Annotated in this window: 24 protein-coding genes and 1 other RNA gene; 24 read left to right on the forward strand and 1 reads right to left on the reverse strand. The window is 64.1% G+C overall.

Annotated features, from left to right (window positions below):
• Positions 1-201 precede the first annotated feature (201 nt).
• The 5 genes from LB571_RS12350 (at position 202) to LB571_RS28780 (ending at position 2,156) form a co-directional block, all read left to right on the forward strand.
• Positions 202-939, forward strand: coding sequence for a lytic transglycosylase domain-containing protein (locus LB571_RS12350; RefSeq protein ID WP_140615616.1), 738 nt, complete (start codon positions 202-204; stop codon positions 937-939).
• Positions 940-1,003: 64 nt separating this feature from the next.
• Positions 1,004-1,403, forward strand: an RNA gene (gene rnpB / locus LB571_RS12355) — RNase P RNA component class A.
• Between the two features lie 179 nt (positions 1,404-1,582).
• The gene (locus LB571_RS12360) at positions 1,583-1,858 is read left to right on the forward strand and encodes a type II toxin-antitoxin system ParD family antitoxin (RefSeq protein WP_140615618.1); all 276 of its coding nucleotides are present in this window, start codon (positions 1,583-1,585) and stop codon (positions 1,856-1,858) included.
• Positions 1,855-2,049, forward strand: coding sequence for a type II toxin-antitoxin system RelE/ParE family toxin (locus tag LB571_RS28775; protein ID WP_263484660.1), 195 nt, complete (start codon positions 1,855-1,857; stop codon positions 2,047-2,049). Before LB571_RS12360 ends, LB571_RS28775 begins: the two co-directional genes overlap by 4 nt.
• On the forward strand, positions 1,977-2,156 hold the full coding sequence (locus LB571_RS28780) for a type II toxin-antitoxin system RelE/ParE family toxin (RefSeq protein WP_263484659.1): 180 nt from the start codon (positions 1,977-1,979) through the stop codon (positions 2,154-2,156). The genes LB571_RS28775 and LB571_RS28780 overlap by 73 nt, the downstream gene beginning before the upstream one ends.
• Positions 2,157-2,271: 115 nt before the next feature.
• Here LB571_RS28780 and LB571_RS12370 read toward each other — a convergent pair whose 3' ends face one another.
• Positions 2,272-3,387 (reverse strand): cystathionine gamma-lyase, encoded by a 1,116-nt coding sequence (locus LB571_RS12370; protein ID WP_015317200.1) that lies wholly within the window; start codon positions 3,385-3,387, stop codon positions 2,272-2,274.
• A gap of 409 nt (positions 3,388-3,796) precedes the next feature.
• Between LB571_RS12370 and mraZ the strand changes: the two genes are divergently transcribed.
• The 19 genes from mraZ (at position 3,797) to recN (ending at position 26,973) form a co-directional block, all read left to right on the forward strand.
• Positions 3,797-4,270, forward strand: coding sequence for a division/cell wall cluster transcriptional repressor MraZ (gene mraZ, locus LB571_RS12375; RefSeq protein WP_224594774.1), 474 nt, complete (start codon positions 3,797-3,799; stop codon positions 4,268-4,270).
• A complete protein-coding gene (rsmH, locus tag LB571_RS12380; protein ID WP_224594776.1) occupies positions 4,267-5,283 on the forward strand; it encodes a 16S rRNA (cytosine(1402)-N(4))-methyltransferase RsmH in 1,017 nt (338 codons plus the stop codon). The genes mraZ and rsmH overlap by 4 nt, the downstream gene beginning before the upstream one ends.
• Positions 5,284-5,287: 4 nt before the next feature.
• A complete protein-coding gene (locus tag LB571_RS12385) occupies positions 5,288-5,683 on the forward strand; it encodes a hypothetical protein (protein ID WP_015317203.1) in 396 nt (131 codons plus the stop codon).
• Positions 5,680-7,404, forward strand: a complete 1,725-nt coding sequence (locus tag LB571_RS12390; RefSeq protein WP_224594781.1) for a peptidoglycan D,D-transpeptidase FtsI family protein — start codon at positions 5,680-5,682, stop codon at positions 7,402-7,404. Before LB571_RS12385 ends, LB571_RS12390 begins: the two co-directional genes overlap by 4 nt.
• 54 nt (positions 7,405-7,458) lie before the next feature.
• A complete protein-coding gene (locus tag LB571_RS12395) occupies positions 7,459-8,913 on the forward strand; it encodes a UDP-N-acetylmuramoyl-L-alanyl-D-glutamate--2,6-diaminopimelate ligase (RefSeq protein WP_140615623.1) in 1,455 nt (484 codons plus the stop codon).
• Positions 8,910-10,391 (forward strand): UDP-N-acetylmuramoylalanyl-D-glutamyl-2,6-diaminopimelate--D-alanyl-D-alanine ligase, encoded by a 1,482-nt coding sequence (locus tag LB571_RS12400; protein ID WP_224594783.1) that lies wholly within the window; start codon positions 8,910-8,912, stop codon positions 10,389-10,391. Before LB571_RS12395 ends, LB571_RS12400 begins: the two co-directional genes overlap by 4 nt.
• A gap of 17 nt (positions 10,392-10,408) precedes the next feature.
• On the forward strand, positions 10,409-11,491 hold the full coding sequence (mraY, locus tag LB571_RS12405; RefSeq protein WP_015317207.1) for a phospho-N-acetylmuramoyl-pentapeptide-transferase: 1,083 nt from the start codon (positions 10,409-10,411) through the stop codon (positions 11,489-11,491).
• 8 nt (positions 11,492-11,499) lie between these two features.
• A complete protein-coding gene (gene murD / locus LB571_RS12410; protein ID WP_140660917.1) occupies positions 11,500-12,900 on the forward strand; it encodes a UDP-N-acetylmuramoyl-L-alanine--D-glutamate ligase in 1,401 nt (466 codons plus the stop codon).
• On the forward strand, positions 12,900-14,051 hold the full coding sequence (gene ftsW / locus LB571_RS12415) for a putative lipid II flippase FtsW (RefSeq protein WP_015317209.1): 1,152 nt from the start codon (positions 12,900-12,902) through the stop codon (positions 14,049-14,051). The genes murD and ftsW overlap by 1 nt, the downstream gene beginning before the upstream one ends.
• Before the next feature lies 1 nt (position 14,052).
• Positions 14,053-15,180, forward strand: coding sequence for an undecaprenyldiphospho-muramoylpentapeptide beta-N-acetylglucosaminyltransferase (gene murG / locus LB571_RS12420; protein WP_140789197.1), 1,128 nt, complete (start codon positions 14,053-14,055; stop codon positions 15,178-15,180).
• Positions 15,177-16,577, forward strand: a complete 1,401-nt coding sequence (gene murC, locus LB571_RS12425; RefSeq protein WP_015317211.1) for a UDP-N-acetylmuramate--L-alanine ligase — start codon at positions 15,177-15,179, stop codon at positions 16,575-16,577. Before murG ends, murC begins: the two co-directional genes overlap by 4 nt.
• On the forward strand, positions 16,574-17,539 hold the full coding sequence (gene murB, locus LB571_RS12430; RefSeq protein ID WP_140873338.1) for a UDP-N-acetylmuramate dehydrogenase: 966 nt from the start codon (positions 16,574-16,576) through the stop codon (positions 17,537-17,539). Before murC ends, murB begins: the two co-directional genes overlap by 4 nt.
• Before the next feature lie 302 nt (positions 17,540-17,841).
• Positions 17,842-18,768, forward strand: a complete 927-nt coding sequence (locus LB571_RS12435; protein ID WP_015317213.1) for a D-alanine--D-alanine ligase — start codon at positions 17,842-17,844, stop codon at positions 18,766-18,768.
• The gene (locus tag LB571_RS12440; protein ID WP_224594786.1) at positions 18,756-19,697 is read left to right on the forward strand and encodes a cell division protein FtsQ/DivIB; all 942 of its coding nucleotides are present in this window, start codon (positions 18,756-18,758) and stop codon (positions 19,695-19,697) included. The genes LB571_RS12435 and LB571_RS12440 overlap by 13 nt, the downstream gene beginning before the upstream one ends.
• Positions 19,694-21,001 (forward strand): cell division protein FtsA, encoded by a 1,308-nt coding sequence (ftsA, locus tag LB571_RS12445; RefSeq protein WP_015317215.1) that lies wholly within the window; start codon positions 19,694-19,696, stop codon positions 20,999-21,001. The genes LB571_RS12440 and ftsA overlap by 4 nt, the downstream gene beginning before the upstream one ends.
• 66 nt (positions 21,002-21,067) lie before the next feature.
• Positions 21,068-22,753 (forward strand): cell division protein FtsZ, encoded by a 1,686-nt coding sequence (ftsZ, locus tag LB571_RS12450; RefSeq protein ID WP_015317216.1) that lies wholly within the window; start codon positions 21,068-21,070, stop codon positions 22,751-22,753.
• A gap of 280 nt (positions 22,754-23,033) precedes the next feature.
• On the forward strand, positions 23,034-23,984 hold the full coding sequence (lpxC, locus tag LB571_RS12455; RefSeq protein ID WP_140714587.1) for a UDP-3-O-acyl-N-acetylglucosamine deacetylase: 951 nt from the start codon (positions 23,034-23,036) through the stop codon (positions 23,982-23,984).
• 262 nt (positions 23,985-24,246) lie between these two features.
• Positions 24,247-25,116 (forward strand): outer membrane protein assembly factor BamD, encoded by an 870-nt coding sequence (locus tag LB571_RS12460; protein ID WP_015317218.1) that lies wholly within the window; start codon positions 24,247-24,249, stop codon positions 25,114-25,116.
• Between the two features lie 183 nt (positions 25,117-25,299).
• Complete coding sequence (recN, locus tag LB571_RS12465) at positions 25,300-26,973, forward strand: DNA repair protein RecN (protein WP_140615641.1); 1,674 nt, start codon at positions 25,300-25,302, stop codon at positions 26,971-26,973.
• Positions 26,974-26,981 lie beyond the last annotated feature (8 nt).

Here is a 26,981-nt window from a genome sequence, read left to right on the forward strand (position 1 = left end):
GAGCGGGTCCAAGTAATCCTCGCTGGTCATAAAGTTACAAACTGTCACTGAAAGTGACTTGCCTCGCCTTCATTGGCGCCAAATCGGACTTCAAAGGGCGTTTCGTACAGTTTGTCGGACGTCCATCCCCCCGGGTGTTCCGATATTGATCAAGCGATGCCACGCGAAGATCTTCGCGTGGCCCCAACAGAACAGGATCACATGCAGAAATTGACCGTTTTAACGGCAGCTCTTGCTGCCGGGGTAATGAGTTTTGCCTTCAGTGCGGCCGACGCCGCGCCGTTAAGTCCACGGGCCGACCAGGGCCTCGTCGCGGCATCCGCCAAAGGCAAGGCCATTTCGGCCAAAAGCAACAAGACGACGAAGCAGGTTTCCGCGAAAGTGGAAAAGGCAAGCTGGGCCAAGGCAAGTGGGACCAAGGCAAGTAAGACCGGGGCAGGGAAATCCTCCGCCAAGAGGCAGACAAAGCGCGGCCGCAAAACCGTGGACATGACGACGACAGCATCGATCGGTCTCGGCAACGTCGCTGCGGCGACCGCGGCGGTGACGAGCGGTGGCCAGTATTCCGCGATTGTCGGCCGCTACGCGGCGACCTACGGGGTTCCGGTGTCGCTGGCCCAGGCCGTGATCAAGATCGAAAGCAACTACCGGCCGAATATGGTCGGCGGCGCCGGCGAGATCGGACTGATGCAGATCAAGCCGGCAACCGCGCGCATGATGGGTTACAGCGGGTCGGCCAAGGGCCTGTTCGATCCCGACACCAACATCAAATACGGCATGAAGTACCTCGCCATGGCGCGCGACCTCGGCGGCGGCACGACCTGCGGCACCATCCTGAAATACAATGCCGGCCATGGCGCCACCCGCATGAACCCGGTTTCGGCGGCCTATTGCAGCAAGGTCAAGGTCCAGTTGGCGGCTGTCGGCGCACCGGCTTGACAAGAACCGGGCACGACGGCTTTTTCGGTTGCGTTTTGCGGTGTGAACCCCTTTATACGCCCTGCCAGCTGGCCGGGCGGCCGCACCCGCAAACGCCGAAAGGCCGCGGGTGAGGAAAGTCCGGGCTCCATGGAAACACGGTGCCGGTTAATGGCCGGCGGGGGCGACCCCAGGGAAAGTGCCACAGAAAGCAAACCGCCACGATTTAGTCGGGGTAAGGGTGAAAGGGTGGGGTAAGAGCCCACCGCGCGACTGGCAACAGGAGCGGCACGGTAAACCCCACCGGGAGCAAGACCGAATAGGGGCGGTGCGAGGGGAAACCCTCGAGGGCTGTTTCCGGCCCACCGTCCGGGTAGGTTGCGTGAGGCGCATGGCAACATGCGCCCAAGATGAATGGCCGCCACGTTCTCGCCTCGCAAGGGGCGAGGGCCATACAAAACCCGGCTTACAGGCCAGCTGGCAGTTTCTCTCCACGATATCTGGGATTAACCTTTGGTACCAGAAGGTTGCGCCCATGGGCGCAACCTTCTGATTCAAGGGCACGGCGCTGATTTGCCCCGCCACAAGACAGAGATATCCGCCGACTTTCTTGAAATTGGTGCGATTAAATCGTACCGTCACGGCTCATCATCAGGAGCCTATCATGGGTCAGGTCGACAAACGCAGCATCACGCTTTCGCCGGAATTGGCTCAGGCGGTCGACGATGTGGTCGCGGCTGGAGAATACGCCTCGGCGAGCGAGGTGATCCGCGATGCGTTGAGGCAATGGAAGGACCGCCGCGACCTGATGGGCTACACGGTTGAGGAACTGCGCAAGCTGGTGCAGGAGGGGATCGACAGCGGGCCTGGTCGGTTTGCCTCGATGGACGAAATCAAGGCGGAGGCCCGCAGGCGTCTGCGATCTGACGACGCGGCATGAAGTTGCTGCCAATCGACCGCAGCGCTCGTGCGGAAGAGGATTTGATTGCGATCTGGCTTCATATTGCGGGCAACAACGAGGCAGCAGCGGACCGGTTGCTTGATCGTTTAGCGGCAAGATGGCGGCAATTGTCGACTTATCCCTTCTCAGGTGCGCCACGCGACGACATTGCGCCGGGTATCGCCATCTGATTGTCGGCGAATATCTCACCTTGTACCGGGTCGGCGGTGATGCGATCGAAGTTCTTCGCGTGCTGCATGGTCGGCGCAACATCGAAGCCAATGACCTCGGCTCCTAAGCAATCCAGGAGAAGCGCTAGCGCTTTCCCTTGCGGAATTGCGTAATTGCGTAAAACAAAGAGTTAGGGCGGTTCGGCGATCCCATCAAACGCTGACCCGCTCGTGGTCGATTTGTCAGTCGCTGATCCTGTCCAGCGAGGCCTCGATCGCCTTCCAGAGTTCTTCCACCGGCTCACAACCGACCGACAGGCGAACGAAGCCGGCCGGAACCGCGTCGCCTCGCTTCAAGCGCCGCTCGGCCGAGGTGTGGACGCCGCCGAAGGAGGTCGCGGCCTGCATCAGGTCGCAATTGTTGATGAAATCCTCGGCTTTCTGCTCGGAAGCGAGTTCGAAGGAGATGAGGAAGCCGAAGCGCTCCATCTGGGCGCGGGCAAGATTGTGCGAGGGATCGCCTTCGAGGCCGGGATAGCGCAGGCCGTTGATCGCCCGATGGCCTTGCAGGCGCCGCGCGATCACTTCCGCCGACGAACACATGCGGTCGAAGCGCACATCCAATGTTTCCAGGCCGCGATGCACCAGCCAGGCTTCGAACGGCCCGGGGATGCTGCCCGAGACCTCGCGCCAGCCGGTCACGGCGGCGATGATATCCGCATTGCGGCTGGCAACATGTCCGAACAGCACGTCGGAATGGCCATTGGGTGCCTTGGTGTCGGCGGCGACAACGATATCGGCGCCGTGATCGAGAGGGCGCTGGCCGAAGGGCGTCATCGTCGTGTTGTCGACCACCAGCAGCGCGCCGGCCTTGTGGACGGCTTCGGCGACAGCGGCGATATCGCAGATGTCCAGCCCCGGATTGGCCGGCGTTTCGACGAAGGCCAGGCGATAGCCCGCAAAACCGCCGTCAAGGAAAGTCGATGTCGGCCGGACATCGTAGGAGACACCGAGCGGTTGCAGGAAGCGATCAGCCAGCGCCCTGGTGGTGTGATAACCGTCCGAAGGCAGCAGGACATGGTCGCCGGCCTTGAGCACGGCAAAGAATGCCGCCGAGATCGCTGCCATTCCCGAGGGAAAGCCGACGCAGGGCGCGTCTTCCAAATGGGACAACATGTGTTCGACGGCATCCCAGGTCGGGTTGCTGAAACGGCCGTACTGGTTGAAGCCGGTGGCATCGCCCGGTGCATGGAAGATGGCGGCCATGGTCAGTGGCAGGGGAATTGAATCGCCCATGGCAAACCCGCTGCGACGCAAATGGGGAAGGGCCGCAGCGCGCGATTTGGCAGTTTCAGACATCGAGTTTCAAAATCCCTTGGCGATCGGTGAGATGGGGGAGACGCTATGCCCGGCCGCGGCTCGCGGCAAGGCGTCTCCAGTTGGACCAGCGAGGCTCTAAACGGTTCGTTAGGCTTAATAGACCATAAAGACGAGACGTGCCGTCAAAGCCTTCTCGTCGCCGTGATGCGCATGTTTGTGAAGCCCTATTCCCGTTGACGCCCATAGTGCCCCATGGTATCCCATTTCGACATCAAAGCCTTCGTTCCGCGTCAGGGTAAAGCGTACGCCAATCGGGCAGCCGCGGCGGCTGCGCGTTTGCCGTTTTTTGCCCGTGTGGACGAGCTTGGTGCGGGGCGGGCGCAGCGCTGCGGTGGCGCGTGCGACACGATGAAGAGGGGTGCGGTTGCGCAAGCGGCTGCAACGTGTGATGGACCGGTTTCTGTCGAACACGGTGAGCAGGATCGATGCGAAGGGGCGGGTGTCCGTTCCGGCGCATTTCCGTGCCGTGGTGCAGAAGCGCGGCTATTCGGAACTCTATGCGCTGCGGTGCCTGGATCTGCCGGCGATGGATGTCGGCGGGCTCGATCTGCTCGATCGCTACGAACAACGCATCGCGCGGGAAGACCCGTTCCTGCAGGCTGCGGACGACATGTCGTTCTTCTGCCATGGCGACGGAGCGTTCCTGAAACTCGACCAGGACGGCCGCATCACCATGACCGATTTCATCCGCGAACATACCGGCATTTCCGCGGAGGTGGCCTTTGTCGGGCGCGGCAATTTCTTTCAGGTCTGGGAGCCGGGACGGCTTGCGACCTACGGCGCGCAGGCGCGTGCCAGGCTTTTGCAGCTTCGGCAGGGGACGAAGGCTCACGAGGCCAAGGCTGGGGAGCGACCGGAATGACGGTGGGCCACGGCGATGATATCAACGCCGTTGGCGGATCGGTCCGCCACATTCCGGTCCTCCTTGGCGAAGTGTTGGAAGCGCTGGCGCCGGCGGAGGGCGACATCGTCATCGACGGCACGTTCGGCGCCGGCGGCTACACCAAGGCCATCCTGACGGCGGGCGCGTCCGTGATTGCCATCGACCGCGATCCGGATGCCATCGCGGCCGGCCGCGACATCGAGGCGCAATCCGGCGGCCGGCTGAAGCTGGTGCAGGCGCCGTTCTCGACGCTCGACGAACACGTCGAAAGCGTCGATGGCGTCGTGCTCGACATCGGCGTTTCCTCCATGCAGCTCGACCAGGCCGAGCGCGGCTTTTCCTTCCGCAACGACGGACCGCTCGACATGCGCATGGCGCAGGCGGGGATCAGCGCTGCCGATGTCGTCAACAGTTTCAAGCCGGGCGACCTTGCCCGTATCTTCGGCTTCCTCGGCGAAGAGCGTCACGCCGGCCGCATCGCGCGCATGATCGAGGCGCGCCGGGAAAAACGCCCATTCGAGCGCACGCTCGAACTCGCCGATGCGATCGAAACGCATATTGGACGCGCGCCGAAGGACAAGATCCATCCGGCGACCCGCGTCTTCCAGGCGCTGCGCATCTTCGTCAATGACGAGCTCGGCGAACTGGCCAGGGCGCTGTTCGCGGCCGAACGCGCGCTGAAGCCCGGTGGACGGCTCGCCGTGGTGACGTTCCATTCGCTGGAAGACCGCATCGTCAAGCGCTTCATCGCCGACCGCGCCGACGCCATGACCGGCTCGCGCCACATGCCGGAGGCGCAAGCGCGCACCGCGACATTCCGCAAGGCTGGTGGCGGGGTGACCGCAGGCGATGCCGAGGTTGCGGCCAACCCGCGCGCCCGCTCGGCCAGGCTGCGTGCCGCGATCCGCACCGAGGCTCCGGCGCGCGGCGACGATTTTTCGATTTTCGGCCTTCCAAAGCTTCCCGGCATCGACCGGCCGGGGGAGAGGTAAGCACGTGTTTCGTACCAGCGACATTGTCCTGATCGCCGTCATGGTTTCGGCGGCCGCCCTGACCTACAAGGCCAAGCGCGAGGCCGAGGACCAGTTGGCGGCCGTGCAGAAGATCCATGCCGAGATCCGTTACGAGGAGGACACGATCGACCTGCTCAAGGCCGACTGGAGCCTGCTCACCCAGCCGTCGCGCCTGCAGAAGCTGGCCGAACTCTATAAGTCGCAGCTCGCGCTGGAGCCGGTCAGTGCCCGCCAGATCGTGGGCCTGGGCGACCTGCCGGCCAAGGCCCTCGATATCCAGGACATCCTGAACGGGCGCCAGGGCGCGATGGCCGACAATTCCGATAAGGCGCCTTCAGGCGACAAGGATCCCGTCGTGACCGGAGACATCGCCCAATGATCGGCAAACTGCTGAAGCGCTTCGCGTCGGTAAGGCGCGCCAGGACGGGCGAGGACAGATCGATCGTGGTCGAAGGCGCCCGCAAGGCGACAGGCGGCAAGGGCAAGGCGCGCATCGTGATGACGATGGCGGTGTTCTTCGGCATCTTCTCGACGATATCGGGGCGGCTGGTCTATCTCGGTTTCCAGACACCCGACCTGTCGGGCGGGCCGCAGAGCCGGGTGACCGCCTCGCGGCCCGACATTGTCGACCGCAACGGCGAAGTGCTGGCCACCGACATCAAGACGGCGTCGCTGTTCGCCGAACCGCGCCGCATCGTCGATGCCGACGAGGCGATCGAGAAGCTGTCGACGGTGCTGCCCGAAATCGACTACGAGCAGACCTATCACAAGCTGAAGAGCGGCGCCGGCTTCGTCTGGCTGCAGCGGCAGCTGACGCCCAAGCAGCAGGCCGACATCATGCAGCTCGGCATTCCCGGTTTTGGCTTCCGCACCGAAAAGCGCCGTTTCTATCCAAGCGGCGAAACCTCGTCCTACGTTGTCGGCCTGACCAACATCGACAACCAGGGCATTTCCGGCATGGAGAAATATATCGATGAGCAGGGCCTGAGCGACCTGCAGGCGTCGGGCCTGGCGGTGGCGAAGGATCTCAGGCCGGTGAAGCTTTCGATCGACCTGCGCGTCCAGCATGTGGTGCGCGACGAGATCGCCGCCGGCCTGGAACGCTATCGCGCCATGGGCGCAGGCGCGGTCGTGCTCAACGTCAAGACCGGCGAAGTGGTGGCCATGGCCTCGGTGCCGGATTTCGATCCGAACAATCCCTACAATGCGCAGGACAAGGACCGGCTCAACCGGATGTCGGCGGGGCTCTATGAAATGGGCTCGACGTTCAAAAGCTTCACCTCTGCCATGGCGCTCGATTCCGGCAAGGCGACGATGTCGAGCCGCTTCGACGCTTCGCATCCAATCCGCGTCGGCCACCAGGCCATTCACGATTTCCACGGCAAGAACCGTGTGCTGTCGTTGCCGGAGGTGTTCCTCTATTCGTCCAACATCGGATCGGCCAGGGAGGCAGAGCTGGTCGGCATCGAGGCGCACCGCGAATTCCTGCACCGCCTCGGCATTCTTGAGAAGATGCAGACCGAACTGCCCGAAGTCGCCCGCCCGACCGAGCCGAAAGTCTGGAAGCAGGTCAACTCGTTCACCATCGCCTTCGGCCATGGCGTGTCGACGACGCCGCTGCAGGCGGCTGTCGGCTGCGCAGCGCTGGTCAATGGCGGATATCTGATGGAGCCGACATTCCTGGTCCGCAGCCAGCAGGACGCGATGGCGGCAGCCAAGAAAGTGGTCGCCGACAAAACCGTCGAGGGCATGCGCTACCTCTACACGCTCAACGCCGAAAAGGGCTCGGCCAGAAACGCCCGCGTTCCCGGCTACCGCGTCGGCGGCAAGACCGGAACGGCCGAGAAGGTCATCAACGGCCGTTACTCGAAGGAGTTGAATTTCAACACCTTCGTCGCCGCCTTCCCGATGGACGATCCGCAATATCTGGTGTTCACGATCGCCGACGCCCCGCATCCGGAAAAGCCTGGGATGACCGACGTCGCCGCCAACAATGCTGGGGTTATGGCCGGCAATATCATCAGGCGTTCAGCGGCCATGCTTGGCGTGAAGCCAGATTTCAGCCATGAAAATGGTGCAACGCTGGTTTCCTATCAGTGATTCTTAGGGCGCGCCGGCAACTGCGCGCTATTTTGTTGCGGTGAACGGGACTCGATGAAGCTCAAAGATCTAGCCGGTATCCTGCCTGTCGAAGGAACAGCTTCGGCCGATCTGGAGGTTACCGGCATCTCGTCCGATTCCCGCCAGGTAAAACCGGGCGTCGTCTTTTTCGCGCTTGCCGGAACCAAGGCCGATGGCGCGAGCTATGCCGCCGACGCGGCCCGGCGTGGCGCTGCCGCGATCGTCTTGGGCAACGGGAGCGCCCTTGCCGATTTGCCGGTTCCGGTACTGGGGGTCGATGATCCGCGCCTGGCACTGGCCTTGAGTGCCGCCCGCTACTTCGGCAAACAGCCGCAAACCATGGTCGCGGTTACCGGCACCAGCGGCAAGACGTCGGTTGCCGCCTTCACCAGGCAGATATGGGAGCAGGCGGGATACGCCGCCGCCTCGATCGGCACCACTGGCGTGGTCGCGCCCGGCCGCAACGAATATGGTTCGCTGACGACACCCGATCCGGTCGCCCTGCACCGGTTGCTCAGGGAATTGGCCGATGCCGGCGTTACCCACGCCTCGATGGAGGCCTCCAGCCACGGGCTCGACCAGCGCCGCCTCGATGGGGTGAAGCTCTCGGCCGGGGGCTTCACCAATCTCGGCCGCGACCACATGGATTACCATCCGACGATCGAGGATTATCATCGCGCCAAATTGCGCCTGTTCGACACGCTGCTGCCGAAGGGCGCACCCGCCATCGTCTTCGCCGACGATCCGTGGTCGGAACCGACGATAAAGGCGGCGCGGGCCGCCGGGCTCGACGTGCTGACGGTTGGCCGCCATGGCGATTTCCTCAGGCTGAAGCGGGTCGAGCATGAGCGTCATCGCCAGCGTGCCGAGGTCGAGGCCGACGGTGTGATCCACGAGATCGACCTGCCGCTCGCCGGCGATTTCCAGATCGCGAATGCGCTGGTTTCGGCGGGGCTGGCCATTTCCACTGGAACGCCTGTCGCCAAAGCCTTGGCGGCATTGGAGAAATTGAAAGGGGCGCCGGGCCGGCTCGATCTCGTCGGCACCACGGCGAGCGGCGCGCCGGTCTATGTCGATTACGCGCACAAGCCCGATGCGCTGGAGAACGTGCTGGCCTCGGTGCGTCCGTTCACCACCGGCCGTGTCATGGTCGTCTTCGGCTGTGGTGGCGACCGCGACCGTGGCAAACGACCGATCATGGGCGAGATCGCGACACGGCTTGCAGATGTCGTCATCGTCACCGACGACAATCCGCGCTCGGAAGTGCCCGAAACCATCCGCGCCGCCATTCTTGGGGCCGCGCCCGGCGCCATGGAGATCGGCGACCGGCGCAAGGCTATCCACGAGGCTGTCGGCATGCTGCATGCCGGCGATACGCTGATCGTGGCCGGCAAGGGTCATGAGGAAGGCCAGACGATCGGCTCGGAAACGCTGCATTTCTCCGACCACGAGGAAGTGCGCGCCGCGCTCCGGGAGCATGCCGCATGAGCTTGCTGTGGACGTCGGAAGCGCTGGTTGCCGCCACGGACGGGCGGCCGCTCGGCCCCATGCCCGAAGGCATATCGGGCATTTCGATCGACAGCCGCAGCCTGCAGCCGGGCGATGCTTTCTTTGCCATCAAGGGCGAGGCGATGGACGGCCATGACTTCGTCACCGCGGCCATCAAGGCCGGCGCCGGCGTGCTGGTGGTGGCCGAAGGCAAGCTGCCCTCACTTGGCCGGTTGACCGCGCCGATAATCGTCGTCGACGACGTCCTGGTTGCGCTGGAAAAGCTCGGTGTCGCGGCGCGCGCCCGCTCGCAAGCCAAGATCATCGCGGTGACCGGCTCAGCGGGCAAGACCACGACCAAGGAGGCGCTGCGCCACGTGCTTTCGGCTGTCGGCAAGGTGCATGCCTCGGCGCAGTCCTTCAACAACCATTGGGGCGTGCCGCTGACCTTGGCGCGCATGCCCGCCGATTGCGACTATGCCGTGTTCGAGATCGGCATGAACCATCCCGACGAGATCCGGCCGCTGGTGAAGATGGTGCGGCCGCATGTTGCCATCGTCACCATGATCGCGGCCGCGCATCTTGGCTTCTTCCGCAACCTGGACGAGATCGCCAAGGCCAAGGCCGAGATTTTCGAGGGCCTGGAGCCCGATGGTGCTGCCGTCCTCAACCGCGACGATGCGCGTTTCAAGCTGCTGTACAAGATGGCACAGGCTGCCAGCGTCGAGCATATCCATGGCTTCGGCGAGAATGCGCGCTCGACCTTCAAGCTGGTCAAGTGCGAGTTGCATGCCGACCATTCCGACATCGCCGCCAGGATCAGCGGCCACGATATCATCGCCCGTATCGGCGCGCCCGGCCGGCACATGGTGCAGAACGTGCTGGCGGTGCTTGGCGCCGCCCATCTGGTTGGCGCCGATCTCGACAAGGTTGCATTGGCGCTGGCCGATCTCTCGGCCGAGCGCGGGCGCGGCAAGCGCCACGTGCTGCGGCATCCCGGTGGCCCGATTTCGGGCCGGGCCGGGGGCCCGATTTCGAGCCAGGCCGGTGGCTCGATCACGCTGATCGACGAGAGCTACAACGCCAATCCTGCCTCGATGGCGGCCGCGATGGCGCTGCTCAACGCGACGCCGGTAACGGGCGAGGGCAGGCGCATCGCCGTGCTTGGCGACATGCTCGAGCTCGGCGATCACTCGGCCAAGCTGCACGCCGCTCTTGCCGATCTCATCGTCGGCACCGGCACGCGGACGGTCTTTCTCGGCGGCCCGGAAATGCGGTCGCTGGCGGAAGCGCTGCCGGACGATATCAGGACGGAATACCGCGCCGGCGTCGAGGAGTTGAAGCCGGTGCTGCTCGCCGCGCTTAAGCCGGGCGACGTGGTGATGATCAAATCGTCGAAGGGCATCGGTTTTGCAAAACTGGTCGATGCGCTGCTGGGCAAATTCCCGGCTGAAACGACAACAAGCAACCAGACCTAGTCGGGGGACGAAAGCGCATGTTCACACTGCTGGTCGATTTCGCGGACAAGGTCTCTGTCTTCAATGTCTTCCGCTACATCACGTTCCGCACCGGCGGGGCGCTGATCACCTCCGCCCTGATCGTCTTCATCTTCGGGCCGACCATCATCAATTCGCTGCGGCTCAGGCAAGGCAAGGGCCAACCGATCCGCGCCGACGGGCCGCAGACCCATTTCAAAAAGGCAGGTACGCCGACCATGGGCGGACTGATGATCCTGTCCGGCATCATCGGCTCGTCGCTTTTATGGGCGAACCTCTCCAGCATCTATGTCTGGGTGGTGCTTTTGGTGACACTCGGCTTCGGCTCGATCGGCTTTTACGACGACTATCTGAAGGTGACGAAGCAGTCGCATCTCGGCTTCTCCGGCAAGGCGCGGCTTGCGCTGGAATTCGTTATCGCCGGCATCGCCGCCTGGGCGATCATGCACAATGGCCAGGCGCCCTTCTCGTCGTCGCTGACATTCCCCTTCGCCAAGGAATTCATCATCAACCTCGGCTGGTTCTTCATTCCATTCTCCTGCTTCGTCATCGTCGGCGCCGGCAATGCGGTGAACCTGACCGATGGCCTCGACGGCCTGGCGATCGTGCCGATCATGATCGCGGCGGCGTCCTTCGGCGTCATCGCCTATCTCTCGGGCAACGCGGTTTTCGCCGAATATCTGCAGATCCATTTCGTGCCCGGCACTGGTGAACTGGCGGTCGTGCTTGGCGCGGTCATCGGCGCTGGCCTCGGCTTCCTGTGGTTCAACGCGCCGCCCGCGGCGATCTTCATGGGCGACACCGGATCGCTGGCCATGGGCGGCCTGATCGGCACGGTCGCGGTCGCCACCAAGCACGAGATCGTGCTCGTCATCGTCGGCGGCCTGTTCGTGGTCGAGATTCTCTCGGTCATCATCCAGGTCGGCTACTTCAAGATGACCGGCAAGCGCGTGTTCCTGATGGCGCCGATCCACCATCATTTCGAAAAGCTCGGCTGGACCGAAAGCCAGGTGGTGATCCGCTTCTGGATCATCGCCGTCATCCTGGCGCTGGTCGGTCTTTCCACCCTCAAGCTCAGATAGGCCGCCACTTGATCCCCGCCGCATCCTTCGCTGGCAAGCGTGTATCGCTCTTCGGGCTCGGCGGCTCGGGGATCGCCACGGCGCGCGCGCTGATCGAGGGCGGCGCCGAGGTGCTGGCCTGGGACGACAATCCCGGCAGCGTCGCCAAGGCGGCCGCCACCGGCATCGCCACCGGCGATCTGCGTGGCGCTGACTGGGCCGGTTTTTCCGCCTTCGTGCTGTCACCCGGCGTGCCGCTGACCCATCCCAAGCCGCACTGGACCGTGGAGTTGGCGCGCGGGGCCGGCGTCGAGGTCATCGGCGATATCGAGCTGTTCTGCAGGGAACGGACGCAGCGTGCGCCGGATGCTCCCTTCATCGCCATCACCGGCACCAACGGCAAGTCGACGACGACGGCGCTGACGGCGCATATCCTTCAAGCCTCCGGGCGCGACACGCAGATGGGTGGCAATATCGGCCGTGCGGTGATGACGCTCGATCCGCCGAAGCCTGGCCGGCATTATGTAGTCGAATGCTCGTCCTACCAGATCGACCTTGCGCCCTCGATCAATCCGACGGCCGGCATCCTGCTCAATCTGACGCCCGACCATCTCGACCGCCACGGCACCATGCAGCACTACGCTTCGATCAAGGAGCGGCTGGTGGCGGGCAGCGAGACGGCGATCATCGGCATCGACGATTCCTGGTGCGCGCAGATCGCCGATCGGCTGGAGCGGGCAGGGCGGCAGGTCGTCCGCATTTCCAAGCGCCTGCCGCTGACCGACGGCTATTTCGCCGACGGCACCAATCTGATGGAAGCCGTGCACGGCCGCTACAGCCGGGTAGCCTTCCTCGAAGGCATTGGCTCGCTGCGTGGTCAGCACAATGCGCAAAACGCGTTGGCCGCCGTCGCCGCTTGCCTCAAGGTCGGGCTCAACCTTGGCGAGATCCAGTCTGGATTGGAAAGCTTCCCGGGTCTGGCGCACCGCATGGAGCAGGTTGGCCGCAAGGACCATGTGCTGTTCGTCAACGATTCCAAGGCGACCAATGCCGATGCCGCCGCACCCGCGCTGTCCAGCTTCAATCGCATCTACTGGATCGCCGGCGGCCTGCCCAAGGAAGGCGGCATCGAGCCGCTACGCGGTTTCTTCCCGCGCATCGCCAAGGCTTATCTGATCGGCGAGGCGGCGCCCGCCTTTTCGGCGACGCTCGGCGAGGCCGTGCCCTACGAGATCTCGGGCACGCTGGCGGCAGCGGTGGAGCATGCCGCGCATGACGCGGCCAAGGACGACAGTGGCGAGGCGGTGGTGCTGTTGTCGCCGGCCTGCGCCAGTTTCGACCAGTTCAAGAATTTCGAGGTCCGCGGCGAAGCCTTCAGGCAAGCTGCGAGCGCTATGGATGGCGTCAAACCCATCGGAGGGGCACGATAATGCAGAGCCGTCTCGACAAAAGTCCGGTCGCAACCTGGTGGTGGACCATCGATCGCTGGTTCCTGGCGGCGTTTCTGTCGCTGATGGGGCTCGGCATCGTGTTGTCCTTCGCGGCAAGTCCGGCGGTGGCCGAACGCATCGGCCTCGACAGTTTCCATTTCGCCACCCGGCAGATCATCTTCACCGTGCCTGCGCTCGGCGTGATGCTGGCGGTCTCGTTCCTGGATTCCAGGCAGATCCGGCGCATGTCGCTGATCATGCTGTGCCTGATGCTGGTGCTGATGGTGGCGGTGCTCTATGTCGGCGTCGAGGTGAAGGGCGCGCGCCGCTGGGTGTCGCTTGCCGGCCTGTCGATCCAACCTTCGGAATTCCTCAAGCCGGCCTTCGTCATCATGTGCGCGTGGCTGTTCGCCGAGCACAAGCGCCAGCCCGACATTCCGGGCAATCTGTTCGCCATGCTGCTCCTGGTGCTGGTCGTGTCGCTGCTGGTGGCGCAGCCTGACCTCGGTCAGACCATGCTGACCACCGGCACCTGGGGCATCATGTTCTTCATGGCGGGGCTGCCATGGCTTTGGATCATCGTGCTGGGCGCTGCCGGCGTCGGCGGCGTCTTCGCCGCCTATACGGTGTTTCCGCACGTCGCGCTGCGCATCGACAAATTCCTCACCGGCGAAGGCGACACGTTCCAGGTCGACATGGGCCGCGATGCGCTGATCAATGGCGGCTGGTTCGGCGTCGGGCCGGGCGAGGGCACGGTCAAGCGGGTCATCCCCGACAGCCATGCCGACTTCGTCTTCTCGGTCGCGGGCGAGGAGTTCGGGCTGATCATGTGCTTCTTCATCATGTCGATATTCGCCTTCATCGTGCTGCGCGGTCTCAACACGGCGCTCAAGGAGCATGACGACTTCACCCGTTATGCGGTCGGCGGTCTGGTCACCGTGTTCGGCCTGCAGGCCGTCATCAACATGTGCGTCAACCTGCAACTGGTGCCGGCAAAGGGCATGACGCTGCCCTTCATCTCCTACGGCGGCTCCTCGCAGATCGCCATCGCCATCTCGATGGGGATGGTGCTGGCGCTGACGCGCAAGCGGCCGGAAAAGCGCAAGCAGATGGGCTTTACCCTGCCGCAGCGCGCCATGCCGGCGGAGTGACATGGCCAGAGGCGTTATCCTTCTCGCGGCGGGCGGAACCGGCGGACATCTTTTTCCAGCCGAAGCGCTGGCGCATGAACTCCTCGATCGCGGCTGGGCGGTGCATCTGGCGACCGACACCCGGGCCGAACGGTTTGCCGCCCATTTTCCGGCGGCGGCCGTCCATCCGATCCAGTCGGCGACGTTAGGCTCGAAAAATCCCTTCGCCCTGCTCGGCGCCTTCTGGAAAATCTGGAGCGGCGTGCGTCAGGCCTCCGCCATCATCGGCAGGATCAAGCCGGAGGCCGTGGTTGGATTTGGCGGCTATCCGACCTTGCCGCCGCTCTACGCGGCGACGCGGCGCAAGGTGCCGACGCTGATCCACGAGCAGAACGCGGTGATGGGCCGCGCCAACCGGGCGCTGGCCGGCCGTGTCGACGCGATCGCCGGCGGCTTCCTGCCGCAGGATGAAAGCGCGGCCGGCGCCAAGACGGTGACGACCGGCAATCCGGTCCGGCCGGCTGTGCTCGAAGCGGCCAGGACGCCTTACGCGGCTTCGACCGGGGATGAGCCCTTCCGCCTGCTGGTGTTCGGCGGCAGCCAGGGCGCACAATTCTTTTCCGATGCCATGCCAGGGGCCATCGCGCTGCTTTCCGACGCACAGCGCAAGCGCCTTGTCGTGACCCAACAAGCTCGCGCGGACGACGTGGCGCGGGTGAAGGCGGCCTATGCCGCGCTCGGCGTCGCCGTCGAGGTCTCGCCGTTCTTCACCGACATGGCGGCGCGCATAGCGGCGGCGCATCTTGTAATCTCTCGTTCCGGCGCCTCGACCGTGTCGGAAATCGCCGTCATCGGCCGGCCCGCGCTGCTGGTGCCCTATCCCTTCGCGCTCGACCACGACCAGGCGGCCAATGCAGCCGCCCTTGCGGCCGCCGGCGGTGGCGAGGTGCATGTGCAATCCTCGCTTTCGCCCGAGCGCATCGCGGCACTGCTCGGCGCCCTGATAGACCAACCGGAGCGGCTGGCGACGATGGCTGCCGCGGCCAAGTCGGTTGGCAGGCCCGACGCGGCGCGGTTGCTCGCCGACCTCACAGAGGCTATTGCGTCCCGCAAAACAGTATCGGATTTCAGGAAGGGGACGCACCCATGAAGATGCCGCAGACCATCGGCCTCGTGCATTTCATCGGCATTGGCGGCATCGGCATGAGCGGCATCGCCGAGGTGCTGCACAATCTCGGCTACAAGGTGCAGGGGTCCGACCAGGCCGACAGCGCCAATGTGCAGCGGCTGCGCGACAAGGGCATCGAATGCTTCGTCGGCCACAAGGCGGAGAATCTCGGTGACGCCGAGGTCATCGTCGTCTCGACGGCGATCAAGAAGTCGAATCCGGAGCTGAAGGCGGCGCGTGAAAAGCTGTTGCCGATCGTGCGCCGCGCGGAGATGCTGGCCGAGCTGATGCGTTTCCGCCAGGCGGTGGCGATCGGCGGCACGCATGGCAAGACCACGACGACCTCGATGGTGGCGACGCTGCTGGAGGCCGGCGGGCTCGACCCGACCGTCATCAATGGCGGCATCATCAACGCCTACGGCACCAATGCGCGCATGGGCGATGGCGAGTGGATGGTGGTCGAAGCCGACGAGAGCGACGGCACCTTCCTCAAGCTGCCGGCCGACATCGCCGTCGTCACCAACATCGATCCCGAGCATCTCGATCATTATGGCAATTTCGACAATGTGCGCGAAGCGTTCCGCCAGTTCGTCGAGAACGTGCCTTTCTATGGCTTTGGGGTGATGTGCACCGATCACCCGGAAGTGCAGGCGCTGGTCGGGCGCATCGAGGATCGGCGTGTCATCACCTATGGCGAGAACGCACAGGCCGATGTGCGCTTCACCAACCATCGCATGGCGGGGGCGACCTCGGAGTTCGACGTGATCATCCGCGACCGCAAGGGGCGCGGCCAGACGGCAATTTCGGGCCTGCGCCTGCCGATGCCCGGCCGCCACAATGTTTCCAACGCGACCGCCGCGATCGCGGTCGCGCATGAACTCGGCCTGTCGGCCGAGGCGATCAAGAAAGGCCTGTCGTCTTTCGCCGGCGTCAAGCGCCGCTTCACCCACACCGGTTCCTGGAACGGTGTCGACGTGTTCGACGATTACGGCCACCACCCGGTCGAAATCTCGGCGGTGCTGAAGGCGGCGCGCAGCGCCACCAACGGGCGTGTCATCGCCATTGCCCAGCCGCACCGCTTCACCCGGTTGCATGATCTGTTCAACGAGTTCTCCGCCTGCTTCAACGATGCCGACACGGTGATGGTCGCCCCGGTCTACGCCGCCGGCGAAGAGCCGATGGACGGCGTGACATCGGACGCGCTGGTGTCGCGTATCCGCGCCGGCGGCCATCGCGACGCCCGCTACATCGAGGGACCGGCCGACATCGCGCCCGTCATCCGCGACATCGCCAAGCCCGGCGACTTTGTCGTCTTTCTCGGCGCCGGCAATATCACTCAGTGGGCCTATGCGCTGCCGAAGGAGCTTGCCGCCCCATGATGAACGGCCAGGCCCTGATCGACAGACTTGGCGACCGGCTGGCCGGTCTGCGCGGCCGCGTCACGCCGAATGCCGAGATGGACAAGATCACCTGGTTCCGGGCTGGCGGCCTTGCCGAGGCGCTGTTCCAGCCTGCGGACGAGGAGGATCTGTCGGCCTTCCTCAGAGCCGTTCCCGAAGAGATACCCCTGACCATCGTTGGCGTCGGTTCGAACCTTCTGGTCCGCGACGGCGGCATTCCGGGTTTCGTCATCAGGCTTTCGGCCAAGGGCTTTGGCGAGGCGGAAGTCGTTTCCCCGATCAGGATCAAGGCAGGTGCCGCCACGCCAGACAAGCGCATGGCGGCGGTGGCGCTCGAGGCCGGCATTGGCGGCTTCCATTTCTATCACGGCATTCCAGGCGCTATCGGCGGCGCGCTCAGGATGAATGCCGGCGCCAACGGCGTCGAGACGCGCGAGCGCGTCGTCGAGGTGCGGGCGCTCGACCGCGCGGGCAACGCCCAAACGCTGAGCAATGCCGAGATGGGCTATGCCTACCGCCATTCGGCGGCGCCCGCCGGGCTGATCTTCACTTCGGCCGTTTTCGAAGGCTTTGCCGAGGACAGGGCGGTGATCAAGGCGGCGATGGATGCGGTGCAGAACCATCGCGAGACCGTGCAGCCGATCCGCGAGAAGACGGGCGGCTCGACCTTCAAGAATCCGGAAGGCACGTCGGCCTGGAAGGAGATCGACAAGGCGGGTTGCCGCGGGCTGATGATCGGCGGTGCGCAGATGTCGCCGATGCACTGCAACTTTATGATCAACACCGGAACGGCGACCGGCTACGACCTCGAATATCTCGGCGAGACGGTGCGCGCGCGGGTGCTCGAGCATTCCGGCATCCGGTTGCAGTGGGAGATCAAGCGCATCGGCAATTTCCGTTCCGGATATGCCGTCCAGGAGTTCCTCGGCCAGCTTCTCTAGCGCCTCTTGAAGTTCACGTGATGCGTGAACTTCAAGGGGATCGAAATGCCGTGAAATCGTTGCCGCAAAGACTCAGCGACACGGTTTTCGCATCTGTTTTCTCAGAAAGTGAATCTCTCGGAATCATAAGTGCTTGCCAGTGAATCAACTCTCTGATTCTCTGCCCTGAAGCGTTTCCTGATTTGAGTCGTTCGACGCGTTTTCAGCGTTTTCCGTCTGGGGGGGCAACCTGCCGGGAGACTCAGACTCAATGTTGCGGAAATCTTGTGTTTTTGGTCCGCGGTGAGAGGGGATGACGGGGAATGAAAAGCAAGCATGTGGCCGTATTGCTGGGAGGTTTCTCGTCCGAGCGGCCCGTGTCTCTGTCTTCTGGAAAGGCCTGTGCCGATGCGCTGGAGCAGGAGGGTTACCAGGTCACCCGCGTCGATGTCGGGCGCGATGTCGGCTCGGTGCTTGCCGAGCTCAAGCCTGACGTCGCCTTCAATGCGCTGCATGGGCCTTTTGGTGAGGACGGTACCATCCAGGGCATCCTCGAATATCTCGGCATTCCCTACAGCCATTCCGGCGTGCTCGCCTCGGCGCTTGCCATGAACAAGGAGCAGGCGAAGAAGATCGTCAAATCGGTCGGCGTCCCCGTTGCCGAATCGAAGGTCTCCAATCGGTTCTCCATCCAGAACAAGCATCCGATGAAGCCGCCCTATGTGGTCAAGCCGGTCAGCGAGGGGTCGAGCTTTGGCGTCGTCATCGTGTCGGAGGGGCAGTCGCACCCGCCGCAGGTGATCGGGTCGTCCGAATGGAAATATGGCGATACCGTCATGGTCGAGCGCTACATCCATGGGCGCGAGCTGACCTGCGCCGTCATGGGCGATGTGGCGCTTGGCGTCTGCGAGATCATCCCGACGGGCCATTCCTTCTACGACTATGATTCAAAATATGTCGCGGGCGGATCAAAACACGAATGCCCCGCAAAAGTTTCACCGAATATTTACCAAAAAATACAGACACTGGCGCTCAAGGCTCACCAAGCTGTCGGCTGTCGGGGCGTTTCCCGGTCGGACTTCCGTTATGACGATCGTCACTCCGAAAATGGCGAGGTTGTATGGCTCGAGGTCAACACTCAGCCGGGCATGACGCCGACGTCTCTGGTGCCTGAAATTGCCGCCCATGCCGGGCATTCGTTTGGTGAATTGTTGAGTTGGATGGTGGAGGACGCTTCGTGTCTGCGTTGAAATGGGGACAGGGTAAGGTGAGGGGCGCGGCCGGGCCGTCGCTGTTCGGCCTGCCATTGTCGTTGGACCATTTCGTTCTGCCGCGCGTGCTTCGCCGCCCGGTACGCATCCTGACGCGCCTGGGCGATGGCGAATTCCAGGCACCGCGCTTCTCCGCCGCGATCATGTCGTCGGTGCTGCTGGCCTCGAGTGGCGCCTATGGCGCCTACCTCGGCGGTCACGCCGACGGCATCATTCAAAGCATCACCGCCCGTACCGGCTTCGCGGTCGACCAGGTCAAGGTGGTCGGCAACCGCCAGACTTCGGAGATCGACATTCTCGACAGGCTGGAACTCGATGGCTGGACGTCGCTGATCGGCTTCGACGCCGAGGCCGCGCGGGAGCGTATCGCCACCTTGCCCTGGATCCAGGTTGCCGCGGTGCGCAAGGTCTATCCGCACACGCTGGAAGTGCGCGTCGAGGAGCGTGCGGCTTTCGCGCTCTGGCAGCAGGGCAACGACCTCTCCGTCATCGAGAAGGATGGCGCCGTCATCGCGCCGTTCTCGGGCGGCAAGCAGGTGCTCCTGCCGCTGTTGATCGGCGCCGGCGCGCCCGCCAAGGCGCCCGATTTCCTGGCCAGGATCGAACACTATCCCGACCTCGCCGGCCGCATCAAAGGCTATGTCCGCGTTGGCGAACGGCGCTGGGACCTGAAGCTGGACAACGGCATCACCATCAAATTGCCCGAGGATGACGAGGACCAGGCGCTCGCCGAACTCGTCAAGATGGATCATGACAAGGGGCTGTTGTCGCGCGACATCGCCGCCGTCGACATGCGCCTGACAGACCGGCTGGTCGTGGAGCTGACGCCGCAGGCGGCGACGCAGCGCGAAGCCGCGCTCAACGAGAAGCCGAAAACCCTCAAGCGCAAGCCGGAGACGAAGATATGAGCTGGCTTGGCGGTTCTGGCGATGCCTCGTCGCGCCGGTCGGGCACCCTGACGGTGCTGGATGTCGGTTCGAACAAGGTCTGCTGCATGGTGGCCAAGCTGAAGCCGAACGATGACGGCAAGCTCCTGCGCGGCCGCTCGCATCGCATCCAGGTCATCGGCATCGGCCACCAGAAATCGCAAGGCGTGAAGTCCGGCGTCATCGTCGATCTCGACCGGGCCGAGCATGCCATTCGCCTCTCCGTCGACGCCGCCGAACGCATGGCCGGGCTGACGGTCGATTCGCTGATCGTCAACATGACCGCCGGCCGGCTGAAGAGCGAAAGCTTCTCGGCGACCATCAATCTTGGCGGCCACGAGGCCGACGAAGCCGACATCAAGCGCGTGCTCGGCGCCGGTGCCAAGCAGGCGCTGAAGGCCGAGCGCGAGGTGGTCCATTCGCTGCCCGTCGGCTTCTCGCTGGATGCCGAGCGTGGCGTGCGCGATCCGCGCGGCATGGTGGGCGACACGCTTGGCGTCGACATGCATGTGCTGACGGGCGATGCGGCGCCGATGCGCAATCTGGAGCTCTCCATCAACCGCTCGCATTTGTCGGTCGAGCGCATGGTGGCGACGCCCTATGCCAGCGGGCTGGCGGCACTGGTCGACGACGAGCTGGAACTCGGAGCCGCCTGCATCGACATGGGCGGCGGCACGACGACGATCTCGGTGTTTTCGGAAGGCAAGTTCGTCCATGGCGACGCCATCGCCATCGGCGGTAACCATGTGACGCTCGACATGGCCAAGGGACTTTCGACCTCGCTCGACGCCGCCGAACGGCTGAAGGTGATGCACGGCTCGGCGCTGCCGGGCAGCGCCGACGACCGCGACCTGGTCTCGATCCAGCCGATCGGCGACGATGGCGACGTGCCGCTGCAGATCCCGCGTTCGGTGATGACGCGCATCGTGCGCGCCCGCATCGACGAGACGCTCGAACTCCTGCGTGACCGGTTGAACAAGTCCGGTTACGGCAATGCGGTCGGCAAGCGCGTCGTGCTCACCGGCGGCGCCAGCCAGTTGGCCGGCCTGCCGGAAGCGGCGCGCCGCATCCTGGGGCGCAATGTACGCATAGGTCGCCCGCTCGGCGTGGCGGGCCTGCCCGAAGCGGCGAAAGGCCCGGCTTTCTCGGCCGCGGTCGGGCTTCTGATCTATCCGCAGATGGCGAGCTTCGAGAGCCATCCGGCGAAAGGCATTTCCGGTCTCAGAATGACCGGAACGGGTGGAAAACTGCATCGCATGAGTCAGTGGTTGAGAGACAGTTTCTAATTGACGGGGACAGCCCCATAGGCGGCCGCGGCGGCGAAGCGGCGTGAAAGGCAAAGGACGGAGACAATGACTATCAATCTGCAGAAGCCGGACATCACCGAGCTTAAGCCGCGCATCACCGTGTTCGGTGTAGGCGGCGGCGGCGGCAATGCCGTGAACAACATGATCACCGCCGGACTGCGCGGTGTCGAGTTCGTCGTGGCCAACACCGACGCGCAGGCGCTGACCATGTCGAAGGCCTCTCGGCTGATCCAGCTTGGCGCGCATGTCACCGAGGGGCTCGGTGCCGGATCCCAGCCGGAAGTCGGCCGCGCGGCGGCGGAAGAGTGCATCGACGAGATTCTCGACCATCTCACCAACACCCATATGTGCTTTGTCACCGCCGGCATGGGCGGCGGCACCGGTACGGGTGCTGCTCCGGTTGTTGCCCGCGCAGCGCGCGAGAAGGGCATTCTCACTGTCGGCGTCGTCACCAAGCCGTTCCACTTCGAAGGCCAGCGCCGCATGAAGACGGCCGACTTCGGCATCGAGGAGCTGCAGAAATGCGTCGACACCTTGATCGTCATCCCCAACCAGAACCTGTTCCGGCTGGCCAATGACAAGACCACCTTCGCCGACGCCTTCGCGATGGCGGACCAGGTGCTCTACTCCGGTGTGGCCTGCATCACCGACCTGATGGTCAAGGAAGGCCTGATCAACCTCGACTTCGCCGACGTGCGTTCGGTGATGCGCGAGATGGGCAAGGCGATGATGGGCACCGGCGAGGCTTCGGGCGAGGGCCGCGCGATGGCGGCGGCGGAAGCCGCGATCGCCAACCCGCTGCTCGACGAGACCTCGATGAAGGGCGCCAAGGGCTTGCTGATCTCGATCACCGGCGGCCGCGACCTGACCCTGTTCGAAGTCGACGAAGCGGCGACCCGCATCCGCGAGGAAGTCGACCAGGACGCCAACATCATCCTGGGCGCCACGTTCGACGAGGAACTCGAAGGCGTCATCCGCGTCTCGGTGGTAGCCACCGGCATCGACAAGTCGGCGGCCGAAATCGCCGCCGCGCCGATCTCGATCCGGACCGCACCGCCGAAGCAGGCTGCCCGGCCGGCCGTCGCCCCTGTGGAAAGCCGCCCGGCGCCGGTCCAGCAGACGGTGTATGAACCACGCGCCGCCGATCCGGTTGCCGAGGCCATCCAGTTGGCCGAAGCCAATGCCGCGGCCATGGCGCAGGCTCGTCCGGCTCCTGTCGCCCATGCGGACGATTTCCGCCCGCAGAGCAAGATCTTCCAGGCGCCGCCCGCACAACCGCAGCCTATGGTGCAGCCGGTCGTCCAGCAGATGATGCAGCCGGCTCCGCAGCCACGCGAAATGCTGCGTGAAGTCCAGCAGCCGGTGGCGATGGCGCCGCAGCGCATGCCGCGCGTCGAGGACTTTCCGCCGGTCGTCAAGGCCGAGGTCGACGCCAAGAGCCGCCCGGCCGACCACGAGAACAGCGGCCCGATGGGCCTCCTGAAGCGCCTGACCAATGGCCTGACCCGCCGCGAGGAGGAGCCCGCACGGCTGCAGCCGGCGCAGCCGCGCGAGCCCAAGCTGCGCCAGGCGGCACCGGAAGTGCGCCGCCTCGCCAGCCAGGACGCCCAGCTTTACGCGCCGCGGCGCGGCCAGTTGGACGATCAGGGCCGCCTGACGCCGCAGACCAGGGCGACTCAGGACGACGATCAGCTGGAGATTCCGGCGTTCCTGCGCCGCCAGGCCAACTGAGCGGTTAACGGACTGTAACAATTGTTAACAGGCAGGCAAGAAATTGCTTGCCTGTTAACGTTTAAAATACCGCATAATCAACGGGTTATGACATCGTAGATGTTCCAGTTCGCGGTTACAAAGAGTAAGAAACCGTGATTTGGAGTCTCCTTGCCGGGACATTATCTTCGCTGCCTACCATAGTCGGTTTGCCGGGATTTCGGGGGAAGTCGCCCTGCCTGCCGATTTAACAAGAGCCGCGCCCTCGGGCTGGAGAAGCGGACCTAGGCATTACGGGCTCATGGGGATTGTCTTGCACGACCACCAGACGACAGTGAAGACGCGCGCGTCGCTTACAGGCACCGGCGTTCACAGCGGCAAAGAAGTTTCCATCAGTTTCCTGCCCGCGGATGCCGATACCGGCATCGTGTTCGCGCTCCTCAATGGAGACGGGCAGGGCCGTGAGTTCCGCGCCCTGTTTTCCGAGATCGGCGCCACCGACCTTTGCACCATGCTTGGCGATCCGTCGGGCGAGCACATCGCCACGGTCGAGCACATCATGGCCGCCCTGTTCGGGCTCGGCATCGACAATGTCATCATCGAGATCGACGGCCACGAGGTTCCAATCCTCGACGGCAGCGCCATGGCGTTCGTCGAAGCCATAGACCAGGCCGGCATCGAGACGCTGGCCGTCAAGCGGCGCTATATCAGGGTGGTCAAGCCGGTCCGCATCGAGAACGGCGCCTCCTGGGCGGAGTTCAGGCCCTATGACGGCACCCGTTTCGAGGTCGAGATCGATTTCGAAAGCCCGGCGATCGGCCGTCAGCTCTTCGCATCGGACATCAACGCCGATATTTTCCGCCGCGACATCGCGCGGGCCCGCACCTTCGGCTTCATGAAGGACGTCGAGCGGCTGTGGGCCGCCGGCTATGCTCTGGGATCCTCGCTGGAAAATTCCCTAGTGATCGGTGACGACAACCGCGTCATCAATATGGGCGGCCTGCGCTATCCCAATGAGTTCGTGCGCCACAAGACGCTCGACGCCATGGGCGACCTGGCGCTGGCCGGCGCGCGCTTCATCGGTTGTTTCCGCTCCTATCGCGGCGGCCATCGGCTGAACGCCGCCGCACTGCGGCGCCTGCTGTCGGACCGCACCGCCTTCGAGATCGTCGAGACGACACGCCGCGAGCGTGGTCGCGCCGCCGAGATGAACGCCGTCAATGCGCCTCTCTATGCGCCCTGGATGATCTGATTTTCTTAATCTTTTTCGGATTCCATGGCGGTATGGGTGTTGCATGAATGCATCATCCATCGGCGAAATTGCGTAGATTTTCACGCCACGGTCCGCCGCCACAAAAATGCGCGATTGGCTGGACATAGCGTTGCCGGGCAAGGCGGTTATGGTTTATGGCTGCTGCCGTCGATTAGTGCATGTCGCTCAAAGGTGGGGACCAGTTTTGGGACAACTGCATGCAACGAGCATTAAAATAACGCCGAAAGGGCGCAATCCAATCATGTTCTTCAAGCGAGTTGGTCAATCGAAAGCGCCGCAGCGGTCTGTTTTCCTGGCGCTTTCGGTGGTTGTTCCATCGCTCTTTCTGGCGGCTTGCATGTCGTCGGAAAAAGACATCGACCTGTCGACCTATGTCGACCAGACCGAACCGGCCGACGTTCTCTACAATCAGGGCCTGGCCAATCTGAACGCCGGCCGCCTGGACGAGGCAAGCAAGAAATTCGACGCGGTCGACCGCCAGCACCCCTATTCGGAATGGGCCCGCAAATCGATGGTGATGGGCGCGTTCGCCGACTATCGAAAGGGCAGCTACGACGATGCGATCCAGTCGGCGAAGCGGTACCTGGCGCTCTATCCGTCCACGGATGACGCGGCCTATGCCCAGTATATCATTGGTCTGAGCTACTATCGCCAGATCAAGGATGTGACGCAGGACCAGAAGGAAGCACGCCAGACCCTGCAGACGATGCAGGACCTGGTGACGCGCTGGCCGACGTCGGAATATGTCGACGATGCCAAGGAAAAGATCCGCTTCGCCAACGACCAGCTCGCGGGCAAGGAAATGCAGATCGGCCGCTATTATCTGGAGCGCCGCGAGTACATCGCCGCCGTCAAACGCTTCCGCACCGTGGTCGAAAACTATTCCAACACCCGCCATGTCGAGGAAGCGCTCGCGCGCCTTACCGAAAGCTATTACGCGTTGGGCTTGACCTCGGAGGCCCAGACGGCGGCCGCGGTGCTCGGTACCAACTATCCCGACAGTTCGTGGTACAAGGATTCCTACAAGCTGCTGCAGAGCAACGGGTTGGCGCCGCGTGAAAATGCCGGGTCGTGGATATCCAAGGCCGGGAAGCTGATCACCGGCGCCTGACCGCGGAGCCTCCGAGCGAAGTGCGCAGCGCGCTTTTTCGGATTGATCCGAAGCTCAAACAAAAAGATAGTGCGGCGCTGCGACTCCAACTGTCGGGTGCCGCTTTATCCTTTTGTTTTTCGTGCCTGTCGTTATCCCGAAACCGGGTCCACTTTTGGCGGCATGCAATAGGTCCGGTTTCTCATGCTTTCCAGACTGTCGATCCGCGATATCGTCCTGATCGAAAAGCTGGACATCGACTTCCAGCCGGGCCTTTCCGTGCTGACCGGCGAAACCGGCGCCGGCAAGTCCATCCTGCTCGATGCCCTGTCGCTGGCGCTCGGCGCGCGCGGCGATGCCTCGCTGGTGCGCCACGGCGCGTCCCAGGGCCAGGTCATTGCCGTGTTCGATGTTCCGCGCAACCATCCGGTGCGCGCGCTGCTCGCCGAAAACGCCATCGAGGACGATGGCGACGTCATCCTGCGGCGTGTGCAGACGGCGGATGGCCGGACCCGTGTGTTCGTCAACGACCAGCCGTCCTCCGTGACGCTGATGCGCGATGTCGGCCGCGCCCTGGTCGAGATTCACGGCCAGCATGACGAGCGCGCCTTGGTCGATCCCGGCGCGCATCGCGATGTGCTCGATGCTTTCGGCGGCCATCTCGGCGCCGTCCGCTCGACCGGCGAGGCATGGCGGCACTGGCGCGCCGCCCAGCAGGAACTGACGCGCCATCGCGCCAAGGTGGAAGCCGCCGCGCGCGAAGCCGACTATCTGCGCGCCGCGGTTGCCGAACTGACCAAGCTCGATCCGCAGCCGGGCGAGGAAACCGAACTTGCCGAGCTGCGTGCCCACATGATGCGCGCCGAGAAGATCGCTTCCGAAATTCACGACGCGCAGGATGTGCTGTCGGGCCCGTCCTCGCCCTTGCCGCAACTGGCCAGCCTGCTGAGACGGCTGCAGCGCAAGGCGACGGAGGCGCCCGGCCTGCTCGAGGACGTGGTGAAGTCGCTGGACGAAGCCATGCTGTCTCTCGACGCGGCGCAGTCGGGCGTCGAGGCCGCGCTTCGTGCCACGGAGTATGATCCGCAGCGGCTGGAGAAAGCCGAGGAACGACTGTTTTCGCTGCGCGCGGCGTCACGCAAGCACAGCGTCGCCGTCGACGACCTGGCGCAGCTGCGCGACACGATGGTTGCCGATCTCGCCGATCTCGATGCCGGCGAAGAACGCCTGCACGGGCTGGAAAAGCAGGCGGCCGCCGCGCGCGAAGCCTATGATATCGCCGCCGCACAGCTGTCCTCGCTTCGCCATGCCGCGGCGGTCGGTCTGACCAAGGCGGTGATGGCCGAACTGCCGGCGCTGAAGCTCGAACGCGCGGCCTTTATCGTCGAGATGAAGAGCGAGGCCGGGGCGCGCATGGAAGAGGGCATCGACCAGATCGAGTTCTGGGTGCGCACCAATCCTGGCACGCGGCCCGGGCCGATGATGAAGGTTGCCTCCGGCGGCGAGCTTTCGCGCTTTCTCCTGGCGTTAAAGGTGGCGCTGGCCGACCGTGGCTCGGCGCCGACATTGGTTTTCGACGAAATCGACACCGGGGTGGGCGGCGCCGTGGCCGACGCCATCGGCCAGCGGCTGGCGCGGCTGTCGAAGCGCGTCCAGGTGCTTTCCGTCACCCATGCGCCGCAAGTGGCGGCGCGCGCGGCAACACATTTCCTGATCTCCAAATCGGGCAGCACCGACCGTGTCGCGACCGGAATTGCCGAGATGGACAGGACTGCGCGGCAGGAGGAGATCGCCCGCATGCTGGCCGGCGCCACGATCACCGACGAGGCGCGCGCCGCCGCCGAGCGGCTGCTGCGCGAGAATACAAACGCGGCATGAGACGATCC

It is taken from the genome of Mesorhizobium sp. BR1-1-4, assembly GCF_020165375.1.
GTDB classification, from domain to species: domain Bacteria; phylum Pseudomonadota; class Alphaproteobacteria; order Rhizobiales; family Rhizobiaceae; genus Mesorhizobium; species Mesorhizobium australicum.